Origin of the sequence: Cystobacter fuscus DSM 2262, assembly GCF_000335475.2 — a bacterium.
Taxonomy (GTDB): Bacteria; Myxococcota; Myxococcia; order Myxococcales; family Myxococcaceae; genus Cystobacter; species Cystobacter fuscus.
In genome coordinates this window covers 125,851-145,032 of sequence record NZ_ANAH02000015.1, presented here as the reverse complement: position 1 = coordinate 145,032, position 19,182 = coordinate 125,851, and the positions used below count along the sequence as shown (strand labels likewise).

19 protein-coding genes are annotated in these 19,182 nt (G+C 68.3%); 6 read left to right on the top strand and 13 right to left on the bottom strand.

Going from position 1 to position 19,182, the window contains the following annotated elements; all coding sequences use genetic code 11:
* Positions 1-3: 3 nt before the first annotated feature.
* The 6 genes from D187_RS26045 to D187_RS55480 form a co-directional block, all read right to left on the bottom strand.
* On the bottom strand, positions 4-909 hold the full coding sequence (locus D187_RS26045; protein WP_051256540.1) for a type VI immunity family protein: 906 nt from the start codon (positions 907-909) through the stop codon (positions 4-6).
* Positions 910-1,138: 229 nt separating this feature from the next.
* Positions 1,139-1,711, bottom strand: coding sequence for a hypothetical protein (locus D187_RS52670; RefSeq protein WP_155893580.1), 573 nt, complete (start codon positions 1,709-1,711; stop codon positions 1,139-1,141).
* A 48-nt stretch (positions 1,712-1,759) separates the two neighbouring features.
* Positions 1,760-2,665: a DUF3396 domain-containing protein gene (locus D187_RS26035; protein WP_020918284.1), complete on the bottom strand. Its 906-nt coding sequence runs from the start codon at positions 2,663-2,665 to the stop codon at positions 1,760-1,762.
* Positions 2,662-3,468, bottom strand: coding sequence for a hypothetical protein (locus tag D187_RS26030; RefSeq protein ID WP_155893579.1), 807 nt, complete (start codon positions 3,466-3,468; stop codon positions 2,662-2,664). The genes D187_RS26035 and D187_RS26030 overlap by 4 nt, the downstream gene beginning before the upstream one ends.
* A gap of 48 nt (positions 3,469-3,516) precedes the next feature.
* A complete protein-coding gene (locus D187_RS26025; protein ID WP_051256539.1) occupies positions 3,517-4,422 on the bottom strand; it encodes a type VI immunity family protein in 906 nt (301 codons plus the stop codon).
* Entirely contained in the window at positions 4,419-5,222 is an 804-nt protein-coding gene (locus D187_RS55480; RefSeq protein WP_020918281.1) for a hypothetical protein, read from the bottom strand. Before D187_RS55480 ends, D187_RS26025 begins: the two co-directional genes overlap by 4 nt.
* A 121-nt stretch (positions 5,223-5,343) precedes the next feature.
* Between D187_RS55480 and D187_RS26015 the strand changes: the two genes are divergently transcribed.
* The 3 genes from D187_RS26015 (at position 5,344) to D187_RS26005 (ending at position 7,292) form a co-directional block, all read left to right on the top strand.
* Positions 5,344-5,769 carry a 2TM domain-containing protein gene (locus D187_RS26015; RefSeq protein WP_002625530.1) on the top strand — a complete coding sequence of 142 codons (426 nt, stop codon included), beginning with the start codon at positions 5,344-5,346 and terminating at the stop codon, positions 5,767-5,769.
* Between the two features lie 177 nt (positions 5,770-5,946).
* Complete coding sequence (locus D187_RS26010) at positions 5,947-6,342, top strand: hypothetical protein (RefSeq protein ID WP_002625532.1); 396 nt, start codon at positions 5,947-5,949, stop codon at positions 6,340-6,342.
* A gap of 260 nt (positions 6,343-6,602) precedes the next feature.
* Entirely contained in the window at positions 6,603-7,292 is a 690-nt protein-coding gene (locus D187_RS26005) for a hypothetical protein (protein ID WP_002625534.1), read from the top strand.
* Between the two features lie 9 nt (positions 7,293-7,301).
* Here D187_RS26005 and D187_RS50345 read toward each other — a convergent pair whose 3' ends face one another.
* Positions 7,302-8,660, bottom strand: a complete 1,359-nt coding sequence (locus tag D187_RS50345) for a Fic family protein (protein WP_002625535.1) — start codon at positions 8,658-8,660, stop codon at positions 7,302-7,304.
* Positions 8,661-8,923: 263 nt separating this feature from the next.
* Between D187_RS50345 and map the strand changes: the two genes are divergently transcribed.
* Entirely contained in the window at positions 8,924-9,922 is a 999-nt protein-coding gene (gene map, locus D187_RS25995; protein WP_020918280.1) for a type I methionyl aminopeptidase, read from the top strand.
* On the opposite strand, the gene D187_RS25990 is transcribed toward map, so the two are convergent.
* The 4 genes from D187_RS25990 to D187_RS25975 all read right to left on the bottom strand — a co-directional run bounded on the left by D187_RS25990 (position 9,892) and on the right by D187_RS25975 (position 15,017).
* Positions 9,892-10,953, bottom strand: coding sequence for an MBL fold metallo-hydrolase (locus D187_RS25990; RefSeq protein WP_002625538.1), 1,062 nt, complete (start codon positions 10,951-10,953; stop codon positions 9,892-9,894). The genes map and D187_RS25990 overlap by 31 nt on opposite strands.
* Before the next feature lie 96 nt (positions 10,954-11,049).
* The gene (locus D187_RS25985) at positions 11,050-12,111 is read right to left on the bottom strand and encodes an LLM class flavin-dependent oxidoreductase (RefSeq protein ID WP_002625540.1); all 1,062 of its coding nucleotides are present in this window, start codon (positions 12,109-12,111) and stop codon (positions 11,050-11,052) included.
* On the bottom strand, positions 12,108-13,040 hold the full coding sequence (locus tag D187_RS25980; RefSeq protein WP_002625542.1) for an aldo/keto reductase: 933 nt from the start codon (positions 13,038-13,040) through the stop codon (positions 12,108-12,110). Before D187_RS25980 ends, D187_RS25985 begins: the two co-directional genes overlap by 4 nt.
* Positions 13,041-13,169: 129 nt before the next feature.
* Complete coding sequence (locus D187_RS25975; RefSeq protein ID WP_438356964.1) at positions 13,170-15,017, bottom strand: metallophosphoesterase family protein; 1,848 nt, start codon at positions 15,015-15,017, stop codon at positions 13,170-13,172.
* 125 nt (positions 15,018-15,142) lie between these two features.
* On the opposite strand from D187_RS25975, the gene D187_RS25970 reads away from it, so the two are divergent.
* Positions 15,143-15,580, top strand: a complete 438-nt coding sequence (locus tag D187_RS25970) for an acyl-CoA thioesterase (RefSeq protein ID WP_002625545.1) — start codon at positions 15,143-15,145, stop codon at positions 15,578-15,580.
* A 3-nt stretch (positions 15,581-15,583) separates the two neighbouring features.
* Here the strand turns inward: D187_RS25970 and D187_RS25965 are convergent, their stop codons facing one another.
* Entirely contained in the window at positions 15,584-16,630 is a 1,047-nt protein-coding gene (locus tag D187_RS25965; protein ID WP_002625546.1) for a hypothetical protein, read from the bottom strand.
* Between the two features lie 108 nt (positions 16,631-16,738).
* On the opposite strand from D187_RS25965, the gene D187_RS25960 reads away from it, so the two are divergent.
* Complete coding sequence (locus tag D187_RS25960; RefSeq protein WP_002625548.1) at positions 16,739-17,149, top strand: Mpo1-like protein; 411 nt, start codon at positions 16,739-16,741, stop codon at positions 17,147-17,149.
* A gap of 27 nt (positions 17,150-17,176) precedes the next feature.
* Here the strand turns inward: D187_RS25960 and D187_RS25955 are convergent, their stop codons facing one another.
* Complete coding sequence (locus D187_RS25955; protein ID WP_043431614.1) at positions 17,177-19,180, bottom strand: ATP-binding protein; 2,004 nt, start codon at positions 19,178-19,180, stop codon at positions 17,177-17,179.
* Positions 19,181-19,182: the final 2 nt, after the last annotated feature.

The window sequence follows — 19,182 nt, the reverse complement described above, 5'->3', positions numbered from 1 at the left end:
GGGTCAGTCGAGGAAGCGGCGTTCCCAGCGGAGGGTGTCCGCGTTGGCCACGGGGTCGCGGAGGGGAGGCTCGTGGTAGAGCCAGGGCTCCAACACGCGGGCCAGCTCCCGGTGCAGGGGCAGGGTGAGTCCCCGGGTGGTGTCACCCGCCTCGGGCCATTCGCCGAGGGTGACGAGGGCGCGCTCGGCGTCCAGGGGTTGCACGGAGATGTCCGGGGAGATGAGGCGGGAGCTCAGCCCCGGGACTCCGCCCAACTCGCCGAGGACGGGTGGGCCCAGGAAGGTCACCCAGTGAGGGCCTCGTATCCGTGTGCCGATGTGCAAACCAAGGTGTCCCAGTGCATGGACGTCCAGGCCTGGGTAGCGCAGGCGCAACTGCCGGAGTTCATCGGAGACGCCGGCGAGTTGGTGAAGGGCGTTGAGGGAGAGGCTGACATGGCCGGAGTTGAAGGGGAGGGGGGCGGCCAGAGCCAAGGCCAGTTCGCGCACGCGTGCGGGCCCTCGTTCCTCCAGGAACCCGGTGGGCAGCCAGAACTCCAACGCACAGACCGCATGGGGGTTGTCGATGAAGAACGGGGCTTCGAGGTCCTTGCCGAAATATTCGAACCGATAGGGACTGGCGCCTGCCGGATCGTCTTTCAATATGATAATGGGGCTGCTCCCCTGCATCTGGCTGCGGATGTGTGCCCAGCCCGCGCCATCCAACTCCTGCCAGTCTCCTTCGCTATCCGCATACCAGCCGAGCGCTTCCGGGCCCAGGACTTGCAAGTATGTCTCTAGGGCACGCATGACGCCTTGTGCCACCTCGTGGTGATGGCGGCGCATGTAGAAGCAGATGCTCAATCCGTCTCGTATCAGGATACTGCTATCTTGTGCGCAGATGCGGATGGTCGGGCAGTGCTCGCTCATGGATGGATCCTCTGTTCTATTCCACGTCTCGGAGTGACGAGGGCGGCTTCTGTCTTGAGTGCTTCGACGTACACCTGTCCCTGGTTCAAGCCCCTGTAGATATGCCCATGCCCATACATCTTCCAGGTAGCTTCATTGTTGGCAGGGCAGGGGAACTTGAAGTCGTAGATGGAGACGGCCTGGAGTGGATTACCGGAGTGGATGACCACGTCCGGCACCAATGTCCCTTTCAGTTCTTTGCCGCAATCCTGCCGGAGAAGGGCGCGGACTTCGCCGGGCTGAGCCACTGCACCTGTCCCGTTGGTCTGTCGTAGCGGTAGCGGGGCTCCAGGCTGAAGCGTCCTGGAATCAGCGGGTCCAACTGCTCCTGGACGCACTGGGTGGCCAGGCCGTGCTTCTCGCTACCCCATTGCATGGCCCGGGTCACCTTCTGCCCACAGGGGTCCAGTTTGGGAAGCACCTCCTGGCACTGCTGGCGTGAGGGTGCATTGCCGCCCAGGCGCCGCCGGTTGACCTCGGCATCCGCCCACGCGGCGCATTCATGCAGGGTCCGCTCGATGCGGAGCTTCAACTCGGGGGAGAGGAAGCGGAGCGTGGCGGCGATGGAGGCGATTTCGGCCCCGCCACGGACGGTGGGGGCGGCGCCCGCCTCCTGTCCGTTGAGGAGAGCGCAGTTGGCGGGATTCTGCCGACAGGCGTTCGTGACGGAATCGCCGGCGTACGCCACTGGAGCGCACACCGCGAGCAGGCCCCCGAGGAGGAACAACCCCGAAGGTCTCCAGCGCTTCACGACAGAGGGCATGATGTGCTCCCGAGAGGCATGGGCCGCGTGGACTCTCGCACGGCGGAGTCAGTCGAGGAAACGGCGCTCCCAGCGGAGGGTGTCCTCGTTGGCCACGGGGTCGCGGAGGGGAGGCTCGTGGTAGAGCCAGGGCTTCAACACGCGGGCGAGCTCCCGGTGCAGGGGCAGGGTGTGCCCTTGAGTGGTGTCACCCGCCTCGGGCCATTCGCCGAGGGTGACGAGGGCGCGCTCGGCGTCCAGGGGTTGCACGGAGATGTCCGGGGAGACGAGGCGGGAGCGCAGCCCCGGGACTCCTCCCAACTCGCCGAGGATGGGCGGACCCAGGAAGGTCAGCCAGTGAGGGCCTCGTATCCTTGTTCCGATGTGCCAACTGAGACGTTCCAGTCCATGCACGTCCATTCCGGGGTAGCGCAGGCGCAACTGGCGGAGTTCATCGGAGACGCCGGCGAGTTGGTGAAGGGCATTGAGGGAGAGGCTGACATGGCCGGAGTTGAAGGGGAGGGGAGCGGCCAGAGCCAGGGCCAGTTCGCGCACGCGCGCGGGCCCTCGTTCCTCCAGGAACTCGGTGGGCAGCCAGAACTCCAACGCACAGACCGCGTGGGTGTTGTCGATGAAGAACGGGGCTTCGAGGTTCTTGCCGAAGTACTCGAATTGATAGGGACCGGCTTCGCGGGGATTATCTGACAACGTGATGAGGGGGCCTCTTTGCTGCATCCGGGTTCGGATGTATGTCCAGCCCGCCTCATCCAACTCCTGCGGGTCCCCTTCGTCATCCACATACCAGCCGAGTGCTTCTGGCCCAAAGGCTTGTAAATACGTCTCCAGGGAGTTCATGACGCCTTGTGCCACCTCGCGGTGATGGCGGCGCATGTAGAAGCAGATGCTCAATCCATCTCGTATCAGGATACTGCCATCTTGTGCGTAGACGCGGATGGTCGGGCAGTGCTCGCTCATGGATGTATCCTTTGATGGACTCCCTGTCGCGGGGTGACGAGGGCGGCTTCTGCTTTGAGTGCGTCGACGTACACCTTCCCCTGGGTTAAGTCCTGGTCAATGTGACCCGCTGTGTACTTTTTCCAAGACGCATTGTTATCGGGAGGGCAAGGGAACTTGAAGTCGTAGATGGAGATGGCCTGGAGTGGATTTCCGGAGTGGATGACCACGTCTGGCACCAAGGTCCCTTTCAGCTCTTTTCCGCAATCTTGCCGGAGAAGGGTGCGGACTTCAGATGGGCTGAGCCACTGCACCTGTCCCGTTGGCCTGTCGTAGCGGTAGCGGGGCTCCAGGCTGAAGCGTCCTGGAATCAGCGGGTCCAACTGTTCCTGGACGCACTGGGTGGCGAGGCTGTGCTTCTCGCTACCCCATTGCATGGCCCGGGTCACCTTCTGCCCACAGGGGTCCAGTTTGGGAAGCACCTCCTGGCACTGCTGGCGTGAGGGTGCATTGCCGCCCAGGCGCCGCCGGTTGACCTCGGCATCCGCCCACGCGGCGCATTCATGCAGGGTCCGCTCGATGCGGAGCTTCAACTCGGGGGAGAGGAAGCGGAGCGTGGCGGCGATGGAGGCGATTTCGGCCCCGCCACGGACGGTGGGGGCGGCGCCCGCCTCCTGTCCGTTGAGGAGAGCGCAGTTGGCGGGATTCTGCCGACAGGCGTTCGTGACGGAATCGCCGGCGTACGCCACTGGAGCGCACACCGCGAGCAGGCCCCCGAGGAGGAACAACCCCGAAGGTCTCCAGCGCTTCACGACAGAGGGCATGATGTGCTCCCGAGAGGCATGGGCCGCGTGGACTCTCGCACGGCGGAGTCAGTCGAGGAAACGGCGCTCCCAGCGGAGGGTGTCCTCGTTGGCCACGGGGTCGCGGAGGGGAGGCTCGTGGTAGAGCCAGGGTTCCAACACGCGGGCGAGCTCCCGGTGCAGGGGCAGGGTGAACCCCCGGGTGGTGTCACCCGCCTCGGGCCATTCGCCGAGGGTGACGAGGGCGCGCTCGCCGTCCAGGAGTTGAACGGAGATGTCCGGGGAGACGAGGCGGGAGCGCAGTCCCGGGACTCCGCCCAACTCGCCGAGGACGTGTGGGCCCAGGAAGGTCAGCCAGTGGGGGCCTCGTATCCGTGTGCCGATATGCCAACCAATGCGTTCCAGTCCATGGACGTCCATTCCGGGGTAGCGCAGGCGCAATTGTCGAAGTTCATCGGAGACGCCCGCGAGTTGGTGAAGGGCGTTGAAGGAGAGGCTGACATGGCCGGAGTTGAAGGGGAGGGGAGCGGCCAGAGCCAGGGCCAGTTCGCGCACGTGCGCGGGCCCTCGTTCCTCCAGGAACCCGGTGGGCAGCCAGAACTCCAACGCACAGACCGCATGGGGGTTGTCGATGAAGAACGGGGCTTCGAGGTCCTTGCCGAAGTACTCGAATTGATAGGGACCGGCTTCGCGGGGGTTGTCTGACAACGTGATGAGGGGGCTGCTTCCCTGCATCCGGCTTTGGATGTGTGCCCAGCCCGCCTCATCCAACTCCTGCCAGTCTCCTTCGCTATCCGCGTACCAGCCGAGCGCTTCCGGGCCCAGGACCCGCAGGTATGTCTCCAGGGAACGCATGACGTCTTGTGCCACCTCGTGGTGATGGCGGCGCATGTAGAAGCAGATGCTCAATCCATCTCGTATCAAGATACTGCCATCTTGTGCGCAGATGCGGATGGTCGGGCAGTGCTCGCTCATGGATGGATCCTCTGCTCTATTCCACGTCTCGGAGTGACGAGGGCTGCTTCTGTCTTGAGTGCTTCGACGTACACTTGTCCCTGGCTCAATCCCTTGTACTGTCCATGCTCATACATCCTCCAGGGCGTTTTGTTGTGGGGAGGACAAGGGAACTTGAAGTCGTAGATGGAGATGGCCTGGAGTGGATTGCCGGAGTGGATGACCACGTCCGGCACCAGTGTCCCTTTCAGTTCTTTGCCGCAATCCTGCCGGAGAAGGGCGCGGACTTCCGCCGGGCTGAGCCACTGCACCTGTCCCGTTGGCCTGTCGTAGCGGTAGCGGGGCTCCAGGCTGAAGCGTCCTGGAATCAGCGGGTCCAACTGCTCCTGGACGCACTGGGTGGCCAGGCCGTGCTTCTCGCTACCCCATTGCATGGCCCGGGTCACCTTCTGCCCACAGGGGTCCAGCGTGGGAAGCACCTCCTGGCACTGCTGGCGTGAGGGTGCATCGCCGCCCAGGCGCCGCCGGTTGACCTCGGCATCCGCCCACGCGGCGCATTCATGCAGGGTCCGCTCGATGCGGAGCTTCAACTCGGGGGAGAGGAAGCGGAGCGTGGCGGCGATGGAGGCGATTTCGGCCCCGCCACGGACGGTGGGGGCGGCGCCCGCCTCCTGTCCGTTGAGGAGAGCGCAGTTGGCGGGATTCTGCCGACAGGCGTTCGTGACGGAATCGCCGGCATGGCCCGTTGGACCGCACACCCAGAGCAGTCCTCCGAGCAAAAACAGTCCCGGACGTCTCCAGCGCTTCACGACAGAGGGCATGGTGTGCTTCCGAGGGGCATGGGTCGTGTGGACTCTCTCACGGCGGAGTCCGTCGATGAAGTGAATGCGCGGAGGAGCGCGGCCCTGTTGCGCGGGAGGTTTCCTTGGATAACCTTCGAGAATGGCTGACACCCGGCAACAACCGCCGCGCTTTACCCACGATGAGGCCGCGGAGATCGTTCGCGAGGCCACCTCGCGCATGCTCGAGCGCCGGTACGACCTCCCCTCCACCGGGTCTCGTCAGCTCACGCGCGAGGATCTCCTCGCCCTGGCGCGCGAGCTGGGGGTGAGTGAGGACGCCGTGGAGCAGGTGCTCGCCGACCGGGCGAAGAAGCTCAAGCGCCAGTCCCGTCGCCGGGGCGCGCTGATCGGCCTGGCGGCCCACGGCATGAGCTACGGCATCGTCATGAGCGGGCTCTCTATCGTGGACATGATGAGCGGCCCGGGTTGGTGGGTCCAATGGCCCGCGGTGGGTTGGGGCATGGGACTCGCCTTCCATGTCATGGGACTGGTTCTCGGGGCCCTGAAGCGGGCTGGCACCGAGTAGGCCCGCATGCCCTCCTCACTCCGGACACTCCCCTGACGCGTGAGCATCCCGGGCTGGCATTGACCCGAGGCGTGGCCACGCTGGAGATCAGGGCACGTCCACTCCGGAAGGCACCCATTTCCAGGCAGGGCCGTGCCAGCAGGTGTCTGTCTGGGTCCCCGGTGCACGAGGTCCACGATGAAAGTCCCTCTTTCCCCCAAGATTCATGGCTACGGTGACTATTTCATCGTGGTGCTGTTCGCGCTGGCTCCCTCCCTGTTCGGCTTCCCGGGACTGCCAGCGGTGCTTTGCTATTTGATGGCCATGATGCAGTTGTGCATGAGCCTGCTGACCGCCTATCCGCTCGGGGTGGCCAGGCTCATTCCCTTCCCCATCCACGGAATCGTCGAGGCCGTCGTCGCAATCGTCCTGCTCGCGGCGCCTTTCCTGTTTGGCTTCTCGACCATCGCCTCGGCGTCCAACTTCTTCATCGTCTCGGCGATTGGCCTCTTCCTGGTCTGGCTGGCGACCGATTACAAGGCCGCCGAGCGGCCCGTGCGCGGCATGGGCGTGCGGCGTCACGCCCAGCTCTGAGCCTTGTCCGCGAGCAAGCCGGGCGGGGGACCCTCCGGGGGCTCGGCCCGGCGCGATGCTTCCCGCCGGATCGACCTCTCTGGCATCCACGCACCCGAAGCCCGCCGCGTTGATGACGGCCCACGGCTGGTGCTGCTCGAGCGCGGTGGTCACCGAGCGAGGGTCCGCCATGTCGAGCTCGCCCCGGTCGAGCAGCCGCGCACGTCATCTCCCTCCCGCATGCCTCGCGGACAGCCAGGGACAGTCGCTAGAGTTCGCCCATGCTTTCTCGTTGCGATCTCTGCGGTGCCCATCTCCAGGAGGGGGACGCCCTGCCGGACACGCTGTGTGTGAGGTGTTCCTCGTGCGGTGGGCTCTACGCCGTCACGACGGCGGTGGACGCTCCCCGGCGATTGGACGACGGCTGGGAGATGGCGCGCGAGGGAGACGTCCTCCGCGTGAGTTGGAGCTGGAGCTGGGGTCCGGTGGATCTCTGGCTCAACGCCCTTGTGTTCCTGGGTCTCGTGGGACTGGGACTGGCGGGGCTGCTGGGGGCATACACGGTGCGCGCGGACCAGGAGATGCTGCCCTGGCTTTTCCTCGCCTCGAGTCCCTTCATCGGCTACGGGGTGCTCCTGCGGAGCGTCAACCGCACGCGCATCGAGGCCTCACCCCGGACGGGGATCTCGGTGCGGCATGGCCCGCTGCCCTGGTTCGTCCTTCCGAGCACGGTGGAGGCGCACGAACTTCGTCAGCTCTATGGCCAGAAGCGCACGGAGTTCGCCGGGGGGAAATTCAAACAGGTGTATCAGCTGCGCGTGTTGTGCCGGGATGGCAGCAGCCGCAAGCTCGTCTCGAAGAAGCTCTCCGCCGAGCAGGTGCTCTTCCTGGAGCGCACGCTGGAGGCGCACCTGGGGGTAAGGGATCGGCTCGTTCCCGGCGAACTCAAGGATGCGAGCGCGGGCGGATAGTCACTGTCTTCAGGTGAGGTGACGCTCGATGAGATAGGTCCAGATGTCCGTCGCGATCTTCAGGGCGGATACCTGCCTCTTCACGTTCATCTCTGGCTCGGGCTCGTTCGGAGGTGAGGTCTTTCTGAAGGGGGGCGAGATCAGGGCATTGAATCCCTTGCCCGTCGCGTAGAGCGCGGTGAAGAGGTGTTGGTCTGGTACGGCCATGAGAAAATGCTCGGGCTCGTCTGCCTTTTCCTTGAGATCGACGTAGATGGCAGGACCCGCCACCTCCCCCATCAAACGTTGTGCCTCCCTGGGAGGCTCGCCGACGCTGAGAGAACAAGAGAAGCTGGCACGAGGGCTGTTCGCGGAGAACTGGCCAATCACTTGCCTCCTTGATTGAGACTCTCGCCAGAGTTGCTCCGTCACGAGCGTGGGCATGAACCTCAAGTCGATGCCCGAGGTTCGCCCCTTCAACTGCTCAGTGATCCGCTCCGCCGTCTCCGCCAGATTCTGTTGGATCGCTTCAACGCCGTACTTCCATCCGAGGTACTTCGGGTTTCTCTCCTGCCGTGTGGAGGCCAATCGCTCGGCGAGGTACTCGATGGCCGGCTCGCGGACCTCCACCTCCTGGATGAGCCGCTCGTACTCGGCGAGGCTGCGCTCGACGGTCTCCAGCGTCAGTTCCACGATGGGGGAGAGTTCGCCAGTATGGGACTGGTCCAGCGCCGTGTAGTAACGCGCGCGCTCCTCCACCCGAAGGACGGTGACCGGGTAGCCCTGGCGCATCAGGAGGAGATTCGCGAGCAGCCGTCCCGTCCGTCCGTTCCCGTCGATGAAGGGATGAATGGTCTCGAACCACGCATGGGCGATGGCGGCGACGACGATGGGGTGCTCCGGCTCGTGGCTCGCGAGCCAGCGGCCGAATTCCTCCATCCGCTCCGGGACGGCATGGGCTGGAGGCGGCGTGTAGTCGGTTCCTCCAATTCGCACGTTGATGCCCCGGTACCGCCCGGCGTTGTTCACATCGATGGAGCGCAGGACGATGGCATGGATGTCGCGCACCTCGCGCTCACTGAGAGGGGTTTCCGCCCGGGCCAGCTCCTCGATGAAGTCGAGCGCCTGCGAGAGGTTCACCGCCTCCAGGTGGTCCTTGAGCGATTTGCCGGAGATGGTGATGCCGTCCTCGAGCACCGCGCGCGTCTCGGGCAGGGTGAGACGGTTCCCCTCGATCGCATTCGAGTGGTACGTGTGGTGGATGCGGAACCAGTGGCGGAGGTTCTGGACGGCCGCCGGGTGCAGCCGTGCTTGCCTCAGCCTGCCGACCCGCTCAGCAACCTGCTGGAGCCTCGGCTCCAGCCCCGCGTCCCAGTGATAGGGGTGCACCCGTGGCTCCTCCCTCTCCGGCAACTCTAACCCCCGTCTCGGGGACGGTGCGCTCGAGGATGGCATCCTCGGGTTCCACCTGGACGCCGGAGGAGAGGCCCAGGTCGGCCGAGCACCCTGGCCGAAGGCGCCCGGGAGGCCCACGGCCGAGGGCTCGGGCCTACCTCCCGTGGTGGGCTCCAGGAGGGTAACCCGGAAAACACCGGACAAGAGGGTGCGCGGGGGATGGATTCGTTGGGGCCCACCGGTTATAGCTCACCGTCATGACCGACGTTTCCACTGAACGTGTTCCCCCCGCCGTGCTTCCCAAGCCCAATGACGTCTGTTGGTGTGGGAGTGGCACCAAGTACAAGAAGTGCCATCGGGGCGCGGACGCCGTGGAGGCTCGCAAGCGAGGGCCCGAGGCCCGCTCGCGCGGCATCCGGCCGGGCGTCATCAGCCCCATGCGCCCCGTCCCGCTACACATCCCCCGGCCCGACTACGCGGCCACCGGGCGTCCCTCCCGCAGCGGCCCCATCTCCGACGTGCAGAGCCCCGACGTCATCGCCCGCATGCGCCGCGCCTGCAAGGCCGCCGCCGAGGTGATGAACGCGACGGCCGCCCACCTGCGCGTCGGCATGACCACGGACGAGATCGACGCCATCGCGCACGAGGAGTACATCCGCCGCGGCGGCTACCCCAGCCCCCTCAACTACCACGGCTTCCCCAAGTCGCTGTGCACCTCGGTCAACGAGGTCATCTGCCACGGCATCCCCGACAGCCGCCCGCTCGAGGACGGGGACATCATCAACCTCGACATCACCATCTTCCTGGATGGGGTGCACGGGGACTGCTCGGCCACCTACCTCATCGGCAACGTGGACGCCGAGAGCCGGCGCCTGGTGGAGGTCACCAAGGAGTGCCTCATGCTCGGCATCGAGGCGGTGAAGCCGGGCCGGCCCATCAATGACATCGGCCGGGCCATCGAGGCGCACGCGACCAAGAACCACATGGGGGTGGTGCGCGCCTACTGTGGCCACGGCATCGGCGAGCGCTTCCACAGCTCGCTCCAGGTTCCCCACCACTTCGACCCCGAGGCCAAGACGATCATGCTCCCGGGCATGACGTTCACCGTCGAGCCGATGATCACCCTCGGCCACTGGCACCACCGGCAGTGGGACGATGGGTGGACCGCCGTCACCGCCGACGGCAGCCGCACCGCCCAGTTCGAGCACACCCTGGTGGTGACGGATCAGGGCGCGGAGATCCTCACCGTCGCCTGAGCCTCCCGGGGCTCGAGGGGCTCGGGCGCGCCGGCACCCACGGCGCGCCACCAGGGCTCCACCCCCTCCACCCGCGAGGGTTCCACCGGGGCGCCCGCGCGGGGCATCACCAGCCGCGCGCCCCGCTCCGCACCCAGCCGCAAGAGCGTCTCCGCGGGCTCGTCCCAGGCGTGCAGGGCGAGGTTGAACGTGCCCCAGTGCACCGGAAGCAGCGTTCCCCCACCGAGCAGCTCCAGCGCCTCGAGCGCGTTGGCCGGTCCCAGGTGGATGCTTCCCCAGGCCTCGTGGAACGCGCCCACCTCCAGCATTACCAGGTCGAACGGCCCGAGCCGCTGGCGGATCTCCGCGTACTCGGGCGTCAGTCCCGTGTCGCCGCTGAAGAACACCTTGTGCCGCGGGCCCTCCACCACGAACGAGGACCAGAGCGTGCGATTGCTGTCGCCCAGCCCCCGCCCCGAGAAGTGCTGCGAGGGCGCGGCGGTGATGCGCAGCTCGCCGCGCGGCAGTCGCGCGGACTCCCACCAGTCCAGCTCGGTGATGCGCTCGGGCGGCACGCCCCACGCCTCCAGGTGCGCGCCCACCCCGAGCGACGTGTAGAAGGGCACCCCCAGGCGCGCCAGCTCCAGCACGCTCGGATGATCCAGATGATCATAGTGGTCGTGCGAGATGATCACCGCGTCCAGCGGCGGCAACTGGGCGATCGTCACCGGCATGGGCTGGAAGCGCCGGGGGCCGAGCAGGGCGAAGGGTGAGGCGCGCTCGCCCCAGACGGGATCCGTGAGCACGCGCAGCCCATCCACCTCCAGCAGCACCGTGGAGTGGCCGAGCCACGTCGCCCGCAGGCCCGTGTCCACCGGCCGGGCCCAGGTCGCCAGCGGGTTCTCCGTGGGCAGCAGGCCCGGGGGCGTGCGCGCCTGGCCCCCGGTGAAGAACTCGCCGAGTGTCGGCAGCGTGGTGCCGGACTTGAGTCCCCGGCCCACCCCGGCCGTGTTGTGGAAGACCCCCTCGCTGAAGCGGGGCGACGCGGACATTCGCTCGAGGCGGAGGCCGTGGGCCTTCCCGCCGAAGACGGATCCCTTGGGCATAGGGGGCGGTTGTAACGGGACCCACTCCCCCCCGCCAGCCGTTCAGCCCTTGGTAGGCGGGGGCGGGGGCCGGGGCAGGGCGAAGGCGTCGGCGATGAGCTCGTAGGAGCGGCGGCGCGCCGCGTGCTCGTGCGTGATGGTGACGATCATCACCTCGTCGGCTCCATACTCCCGCGCCACCGTCTCGATGGATTCCTTCACCCGTGCGGGCGAGCCGACGATCAACCGCCGCTCCCGGAAGGGCAGTGCCGACATGCCGCCCAGGTTGCTCAGGAAGCGCAGCGCGGTGTCGACCGGAGGCACGGGGATGGGCTGGCCCCGCACCAGCATGGCCCCCGCCATCTTGATGCTGGAGGCGAGCCGCTCGGCCTCCGCGTCGGTGGCGGCGCACAGGGCCCAGACGGCGACGAGGACGCGCGGCGCGTCGAGCCAGCGCGAGGGGGTGAACTCCTCGCGGTAGCGCGCGGCGATGGGCACGCCCACCGGTTGGATGAAGTCGGCGAAGGCGTAGGGCAGGCCCGCCTCGGCCGCCCAGATGCCACTCTGCGGCGAGGAGCCCAACAGCCAGGGCTCGGGCACCTCGGGCAGGCCCGGCATCGTGGTGAGCCGCGCGAAGGCATGGTCCTCGGGCAGCTCTCCGGCGAGGTAGCCCAACAGCTCCGCGAGCTGGGAGGGGAAGTCGTCGGGCATGTGGTAGCGGCGGTCACGCTGCAGCGCGAGCGCGGTGATCCGGTCCGAGCCCGGTGCGCGGCCGAGTCCCAGGTCGATGCGTCCCGGAGCGAGGCCGCTGAGCATGCTGAAGGTCTCGGCGACCTTGAAGGGACTGTAGTGGGGCAGCATCACGCCGCCGCTGCCCACGCGCAGGTGCGAGGTCGCCAGGGCGATGGGGCCGATGAGCGCCTCGGGGCTCGCGCAGGCGAGCATGGTGCCCCCGTGGTGCTCCGCCACCCAGTAGCGGTGATAGCCGAGCGCGTCCGTGTGCCGGGCGAGGTCCAGTGTGTTCCTCAGGGCCTCGGCCCCCGTCGAGCCCTCGGGGATGGGGGATTGATCCAACACGCTCAGGCGCAGCGCCGGGCCGCTCCCGCGGGACGTTCCACCGTTCATCGGGAGGTGCTCCTGGTGAGGGCGTCGACCTTCGCGAGGTCCGCCGCGTCGAGCCGCCAGCCGGCCGCGGCCACGTTGGCGCGCACCTGTTCGGCCGAGGTCGCCCCGGCGATCACCGAGGCGACGACGGGCCCGCGCGCGAGCAACCAGGAGAAGGCGAGATCCAGCAGCGTATGCCCGCGCGACTCGGCATGGCGGCGCAGCTCCTCGGCGCGGGCGATGTTGGCCTCGGTGAGGAAGCGATTGGCCAGCCCGCCTCCACTCAGGCGGCTGCCCTCGGGAGGGGCTTGTCCCGGGCGGTACTTGCCGGTGAGCAGTCCACTGGCCAGCGGGAAGTAGGGGAGGAACGCGAGCTGGCCGCGCTCGGACTCCGGGAGCACCTCGGCCTCGGGCTCACGGTGCAGGAGGCTGTATTCGTTCTGCACGCTCACGAAGCGCGCCGCGCCGGGGCGTACGGCCTGGGCGGCCTCGCGCAACTGGGCCGCCGAGAAGTTCGAGCAGCCAATCTCCCGCACCTTCCCCGCGCGCACGAGCGCGTCGAGGGCACCCAGGGTGTCCGCGATGGGTGTTTCGGGATCCGGCATGTGGAGCTGATAGAGATCGATGTAGTCCGTGCCCAGGCGGCGCAGGCTCGTCTCGATGGCCTGCTGGAGATAGGCGGGTTTGGCTCCCTTGCCCGGACCCTCGCCGGGGTGGCCGAACTTGCTGGCGATGAGGACCTGGCTGCGGCGCTTGCCGAGCGCGCGGCCGAGGAACTCCTCGCTCTTCCCCTCGCCATAGAGGGTGGCGGTGTCGAAGAAGTTGATGCCCGCGTCGAGCGCGGCGTCCACCACGGTGGCGGTGCCCTGGGCGTCCAGGCGCCATCCGAAGTTGTTGCACCCCAGGCCGACCACCGACACCTCGAGCGACCCCAGCTTCCGTGTCTCCATGCGTGTTCCGCCTTTCCCGTTCCTGGATGCGCCTGGGAGCGGCGCACCCGACATGGGATGCGCGAGCGGCGGGAAGGATGCCCGGAGCGTCGCGCGGCCCTCCGGGCGGGGGGAGGTGGCACAGGAGGGCTAGGGCGCCTGCTCCCGAGGCATCACGCGCACGGGCGGCTCGATGAGGAGGGGGTCGGTGGCCTGGGGGTCATCCGGATCGTAGGCGGGCGAGGAGCGATCGGCGTAGGTCGCCTTCCACTTGCGGGGCACGCGCTCCAGGCCCACGGGGAACACGGTGAGTTGTCCCTCCGGGTCGATGCGCAGCCGCAGGAAGTTCTTCCAGTCGGGGATGGCCAGGGAGATGAAGGCCTCGTTGGAGTGGGCGCCGAAACGGTTGAGGCTCACCGTGAGGTACAGGCCCATGACGAAGGGGCCCACGAGGAAGCCGCCCGCGAAGGTCAGGAAGGTGCCCAGCAGGAACTTGGCCCACATGTGCGTCCACCCGCCGGCGCACGCGTTGGCGCCGGGGATGATGAAACCCGCGAGCTGTTGAGGCGGTGGCTCGGCGCAGATGCCCAGCGTGTTGACGGTGAAGTACATCGCGCCCCAGGCCACGAGGAACGCACAGACGATGTGTCCGAGGCCGTGCATCAACCCCATGGTCACGCGCCAGCGCCCGAGGGCGGGATCCGCGAACCCCACCAGCCCCCCGAGCGTGGCCGCGCCCACCACCAGCGACATGGGCCGGTTCACCAGCGAGGCGGCCAACTGCCGCAGGGCCTCGTGCATGTTCAGCAGCCCGTGGTTGCCCAGCTCCGTGTACGCCGACAGCGCGAGGAGCAGATAGAGCGTGCCCGTGAGCAGTCCGAAGAAGGGACTGTGGCGGATGAGCATCAGGTTCTGGCGCGTGAGCTCCCGCGAGGTCTTCTCGTCGGGAAAGCACTTCTTCTGCTCGGACCCGCAGCGCAGCCGCTGCGCCTGGGGGGCGTGGGTCGGGTGCATGAAGGCCCCGCCTCCGCCCGCGGTGATCTTCTGCCGGCCCGCGGCGTCCTCGTGCCGCTTGTAGTGGTGCAGGTCCCCGGCGAGAAAGAGGCTGATGCGCCGGCCGAACACCTTCTCCTGGAGGTACTCCAGGTTGTTCTCCATGTAGCCCCGGGGCCGGGGCGTGGTGGCCGCGTGGATCCACGCCGGCTCCGCGTTGCACAGGATGATGCGGTCTCCCGGCTGCATGGACGCGGCCGTCTGGCGGAAGTACTCGAGCTGGGGCACGTCGATGTCGCTGTTGAGCTGGACGTCGGTGCCGATGAGCCACCAGCCGCGCGGCAGCTTGAGGGCGAAGTAGCTGCGGCTCTGGCGCGTGCGGCGCCCGGCGAACCAGCGGTCCGCGCAGAACAGCCGCATGAAGGCGGACAGGCCGTCGTACCAGTCGTGGTTGCCGGGGATGGCGAACAGGTGGGGGCTGGGCTCGGGCGAGCGCGACATGGCCTCGCGGTAGGGCTGCACCAGGCGCTGCTCGTACGTGTCGCGGCTGGCGCCCGGGTACACCTGGTCGCCACCGAACACGAGGATGCGTCCGCGCTCCAGCGCGTGGGTGTCTCCGTTCGGATCCTTCAGCTCCAGCTCCGGTTTGGCCAGCAGCCGCGCCACGGCGTAGGTGGAGTTCCACCCGTCCCCGGTGTCCGACACGTAGTCGAGCCAGAAGTCCTCGCCCGCCGCCTCGTCCGAGTAGTCGAAGTAGGGGGCCTGCGGACGCACCACGGCCTCGATGAGCCGGTGGTCCGCGCGCACGCCGAAGATGCTGGCCACGAGCGCGTCCAGGCCCGAGCGGATGAGGTGCTGCGGGTGGAGCCAGCGCACCATGTCCGCGCGCTTCCAGGGCATGAGCCCGCGGTCCGAGGGCACATAGAGGATGCGATCGCTCGAGGACTCCTCGCTCGTCTTCGGGGGAGAGGGCTTCGGCGCGTTGGCGGGCTCGGGGCGTGTCACGGAGACAAAACGGTCTCCCATGCGCCCCGCCCCGGTCAACTCCTGGATTCCCCCAGCGCCAGGCGGGCGGGCGAGGGGTTGATTGGAGTTGCCCCGGAGGGGGCCCCCGTGGTGCATGCCATCCCATGAACGACTTCCCCGTCACCGTGCGCTTTCCCATCCAGTGGTCCGACATGGACGCCTTCGGCCACGTGAACAACGCGCGCTACTTCACCTGGTTCGAGGCGGCGCGCATCGCGTACATGACCCGCGTCGGGCTGGTGGGCCCCGAGATGCGCAAGCCCGAGGGCAAGGGCGTGGGTCCCATCGTCGCCGCGACGAACGCGGAGTACCTGCGCCCGGTCGTCTACCCGGCGGAGCTGGTGGTGGGCGCGCGCGTCTCGCGCATCGGCACGACGAGCTTCACCATGGAGTACGCCGTGGAGGACGCGAACAGCGGGGTGATCTACGCGCGCGGCGGCGCGGTGCTGGTGACCCTGCGCTACGCCGACCACCAGAAGGTGCCCGTGCCCGCCGGGGTGCGTGCCGCCATCGAGGCCGTCGAGGCGCGCTCCTTCTCGTGAGCGTCAGTCGCCCCGGCGCGCGTCCGCGGGGGCGTTGGGGTGGCGCTGGAGCAACTGCCGCAGCTGGGGCTGGCGGCGCACGGCCTCCTGCTTGAGCAGGTGCGCGATGAGGGCTGGAGGCGCGGCGCTCCAGCGCGCCAGGTTCTGGATGAGCAGGGGCGAGCGGTAGACGCGCCCACACAAGAGCGCCGCCGTCTTGCCGTCCACGGGCAGCCCCATGAGCGCGCCCAACACCCGGCCCTCGGTGAGGAGGATGAGCTCCACGCGCTCCTCGGCGGGCGCGGTGCTGAAGCGTGAACGCATCACCTCGCGCGCGGTGCGGCGGGTGCCCTCGGGGACGTCGCGATTGCCCGCCACCTTGAACTGCTCCATCAGCCGGCGGCCTCCCCACAGACGGCGGAAGAGCCCCGCGGGCAGTTGAGGGTTGCGCACCAGCCACCGCCTCACCCCCGCGTCCGAGGCGAAGGCGGCGCGGCCACACAGTGCTTCCAGCCCCACCGGGTTGAGGTGGTGCCGGGCGATGAGCCGCGCATGCGCGAGCCCCAGGCGCGTGTTCTCCAGCAGCGCGTGGATGACGGCGGGCACCGGGTCGAAGCACAGCGCGGACAACTCCGGCTCGCCGGACTCGCGCGCGAGCCGGGCCCGCTCATCCGCCGCGAGCGGATGCAGCCGCCGCTCGAAGAGCTGCCGGAAGGTGCCCGCGTGGGCCTCGGCGCCCTCGTCCTCCGGCTCTCCGGCGTCCTCGACCTCCTCCTCCTCCCCGGCGTCGGGCGGCTCCCCGGGCGTTTCCGGCGGCACGGCCGGGGCGGAGGCCGCGGGGGCGGGAGTGGGAGGCGGGGCGGCGGAGGTGGGCGGGGGAAGGACGGCGCCGAGTGTCAGCAGTCGGGCGAGGATGGCCTGGATGCGCTCGGGAGGCAGGCCCGTGAGGGCCGTCAGGTGCCGCACGGGGGTGGCCCCATCCAGACGCGAGAGGACGAAGCCCTCCTCGGGGGTGAGCGGAAGCCGGGCGAGGGCGGTGGTGGGAATGGGCTTGGGCGTCCAGTCGTTCACGATCCAGCTCCCTCGGCCCCTCTGAGCCTAGGCGGAATGACACCCGAGCGCCAAAGAGGCCCGTGGAGGGTTGACGAAGGGGGCTCTTCCGGCAGCAGAATCCATCCTATGAACGAGCGAATCCCAACCTACGCTGAGTTCTGGCCCCATTACCTGCGCGAGCACGCCCTGGCGAGCACCCGGTGGTTGCACTTCCTGGGCACCTCCGTCGCGGTCTGCCTGGCGGGCACCGCCGCGCTGACGGGCCGGGTGGGGCTGCTGCCGGCCGCGCTGGTGGCGGGTTACGGTTTCGCCTGGGTGAGCCACTTCACCCTCGAGAAGAACCGTCCGGCGACCTTCACCTATCCGCTGTGGTCGCTCGTCTCGGACTTCCGCATGGCGGGCCTGATGCTCGTGGGCCGCCTGGACAAGCACCTGGCGCGCGCGGGCGTGCGCGACGAGGATGATCAGTCCGGCGGTCACTTACAGCCCATCCCCATCCCCGTGCGCAGCAACCACCACCGCCGCCACGGGCGCTGAGCCCCCGGTGAGGGGCCCCCCCGCGCGCTAGCCACCCCGGGGCAGGCGCACCGTGAAGACGGTGTGCCCGTGCTCGCTGGAGTTCACCTGGGTCTCGCCTCCGTGCGCGTGGGCCACCTGCTGGACGATGTACAGCCCCAACCCCACGCTGCGCGAGCTGGCCTTGCCCCTGGCGCCGTGGCGGAAGGGCTGGAAGAGCGCCGGGCGCAGCTCGGGGGCGATGGGTTCGCCCTCGTTGTGGACGGCCAGGAGCACGTCGTTTCCCTCGTCCCGCACCTCCACGCGCACGGGCGTGCCCTCGCGTCCGTGTTGCACGGCATTGCTCACCAGGTTGCCCACCACCTGGGTGAGCCGGTCCGGATCCCACCACCCCCAGCCGTCGCCCCGCGCGTCCAGCTCCAGCCGCTGGTTCGCGTACGCCACCTGAAGCTCCTCCAGCGCGCTCCGGCAGAGCTCGTGCAGGTTCACCCGCTCACGGTGGACGGGCAGGCCCTCACTCGTGTTGCTGCGCGCGAAGTCGAGGATGTCGTTGAGCATCCGCGCCATCCGCGCCGCGCTGGCGCGGATGCGCTCCACCGCCCGCAGCGCGTCCGCTTCCAGGTTCTCCTCGCGCCGCAGCAGCCCGGCCGAGATGCTGATGGCGTTGAGCGGGTTGCGCAGGTCATGCCCCACCACGCCGATGAGCCGCTCGCGCAGCTCGCCCGCCCGGCGCAGCTCCGCCTCCACCCGCTTCTGCTGGGTGATGTTCACCAACACGCAGCCCACCCCGTCCACCTCGCCGTCCGCGTTGCGCACCGGGTAGTAGTGGCAGAGCCAGTGCTGCTCGGGGCCCTCCTTCCAGGGCGGGCTGGTGAACTCATGGTCGCAGATGGGTTGGCCCTCCTCCAGGACCCGGCGGAAGTGGGGCTCGATCAGCGCGGCGACCCAGTCGGGCGCCATCTCGCGCAAGGGTCTTCCCAGATGCTGCTTCGTCACGTGGCCGTTGAGCCGGGCCAGGGTGTCGTTGATGCAGATGAAGCGCAGCTCCCGGTCCATGAGGCACAGGCCCACCGGACACGCTTCCACCAGCGTGTCCATCAGGGACAGCAGACGCTGGGCCTCGGCCCGCGCGGCTTGTTCCCGCTCGATCGACTCCGCCTTCACGATGAAGTTGAGGGCGCGCGTCATCAGGGTGCGGAAGAGTTGTTTGTCGGACTCGGTGAAGTCGAAGAGGGTTCTCGAGCCCATGTGCGCCACGCCGATGAGCCGCTCGCCCTGGAGCAGGGGCACGCTGTAGACGGCGCGCACGCCGAGCCGACGGACGAGGTCCGAGCGCACCTCGGGATGGGTGGACGCCATGCGCACGAGGATCGGACGGCGTTGGGTGGCCACCTGGCCGGTGAGCCCCGCGTCGAGCGGAAGGTGGATGTTGGACTCCAAGGACTCCTTCGCACCGAGACCCACCGCGGCGCGCAGCCGAAGCTCCGCCTTGTCGCTCAGCAGGATGGCGGCGCCATCCACCGACACCGAGCACTCCAGCAGGATGTTCAGCAACCGGGTCAAGAAGGTGTCGACGTCCTGATTCGTGACGGCCGCCTCGGACACGCGCTCCAGCGCCTCGAGCATCCGGTCGCGCATGGTCGTGTAGAGCGAGGTGGCGCGGAGGATGCCTTGATCGATGCTCTCGTGGAGCAATGCCCACTGCGCGAAGCCACCCACATGGGCCAGGTGCTGGTGGAGGCAGTGGCGCAACAGCCCGAACTCCAGGGCGACTCGATCCGGCTCCAGGCCCGCTTCCAGGTGGTGCAGGGTGTGCTCGTCGGGGATGAACCGGGCCAGCTGTCCCTCGGCCGGAGGGTGCTCCAACACGTCCGCCATCCGCTCGAGGAAGCCGGGCAGGTAGGCGTGCAACAGCGCCTCCCGTACCAGCCCGTCCGGTTGGTGCTCCGCCACGGCCCTTTCCCAGTGGCGCAGGATGTCCTCGCGATGCCGCCGGAGGGAGTCCGCCAGGTCGTGTGATTCGTCCGAGGAATGCTCACCCTTCTCCTGCATCA

Coding starts and splice junctions, on each gene's coding strand:
- D187_RS26045 (WP_051256540.1), bottom strand. CDS start 909: ATGAGCGAGCACTGCCCGACCATCCGCATCTGCGCACAAGATAGCAGT.
- D187_RS52670 (WP_155893580.1), bottom strand. CDS start 1,711: ATGCCCTCTGTCGTGAAGCGCTGGAGACCTTCGGGGTTGTTCCTCCTC.
- D187_RS26035 (WP_020918284.1), bottom strand. CDS start 2,665: ATGAGCGAGCACTGCCCGACCATCCGCGTCTACGCACAAGATGGCAGT.
- D187_RS26030 (WP_155893579.1), bottom strand. CDS start 3,468: ATGCCCTCTGTCGTGAAGCGCTGGAGACCTTCGGGGTTGTTCCTCCTC.
- D187_RS26025 (WP_051256539.1), bottom strand. CDS start 4,422: ATGAGCGAGCACTGCCCGACCATCCGCATCTGCGCACAAGATGGCAGT.
- D187_RS55480 (WP_020918281.1), bottom strand. CDS start 5,222: ATGCCCTCTGTCGTGAAGCGCTGGAGACGTCCGGGACTGTTTTTGCTC.
- D187_RS26015 (WP_002625530.1), top strand. CDS start 5,344: ATGGCTGACACCCGGCAACAACCGCCGCGCTTTACCCACGATGAGGCC.
- D187_RS26010 (WP_002625532.1), top strand. CDS start 5,947: ATGAAAGTCCCTCTTTCCCCCAAGATTCATGGCTACGGTGACTATTTC.
- D187_RS26005 (WP_002625534.1), top strand. CDS start 6,603: ATGCTTTCTCGTTGCGATCTCTGCGGTGCCCATCTCCAGGAGGGGGAC.
- map (WP_020918280.1), top strand. CDS start 8,924: ATGACCGACGTTTCCACTGAACGTGTTCCCCCCGCCGTGCTTCCCAAG.
- D187_RS25990 (WP_002625538.1), bottom strand. CDS start 10,953: ATGTCCGCGTCGCCCCGCTTCAGCGAGGGGGTCTTCCACAACACGGCC.
- D187_RS25985 (WP_002625540.1), bottom strand. CDS start 12,111: ATGAACGGTGGAACGTCCCGCGGGAGCGGCCCGGCGCTGCGCCTGAGC.
- D187_RS25980 (WP_002625542.1), bottom strand. CDS start 13,040: ATGGAGACACGGAAGCTGGGGTCGCTCGAGGTGTCGGTGGTCGGCCTG.
- D187_RS25970 (WP_002625545.1), top strand. CDS start 15,143: ATGAACGACTTCCCCGTCACCGTGCGCTTTCCCATCCAGTGGTCCGAC.
- D187_RS25960 (WP_002625548.1), top strand. CDS start 16,739: ATGAACGAGCGAATCCCAACCTACGCTGAGTTCTGGCCCCATTACCTG.
- D187_RS25955 (WP_043431614.1), bottom strand. CDS start 19,180: ATGCAGGAGAAGGGTGAGCATTCCTCGGACGAATCACACGACCTGGCG.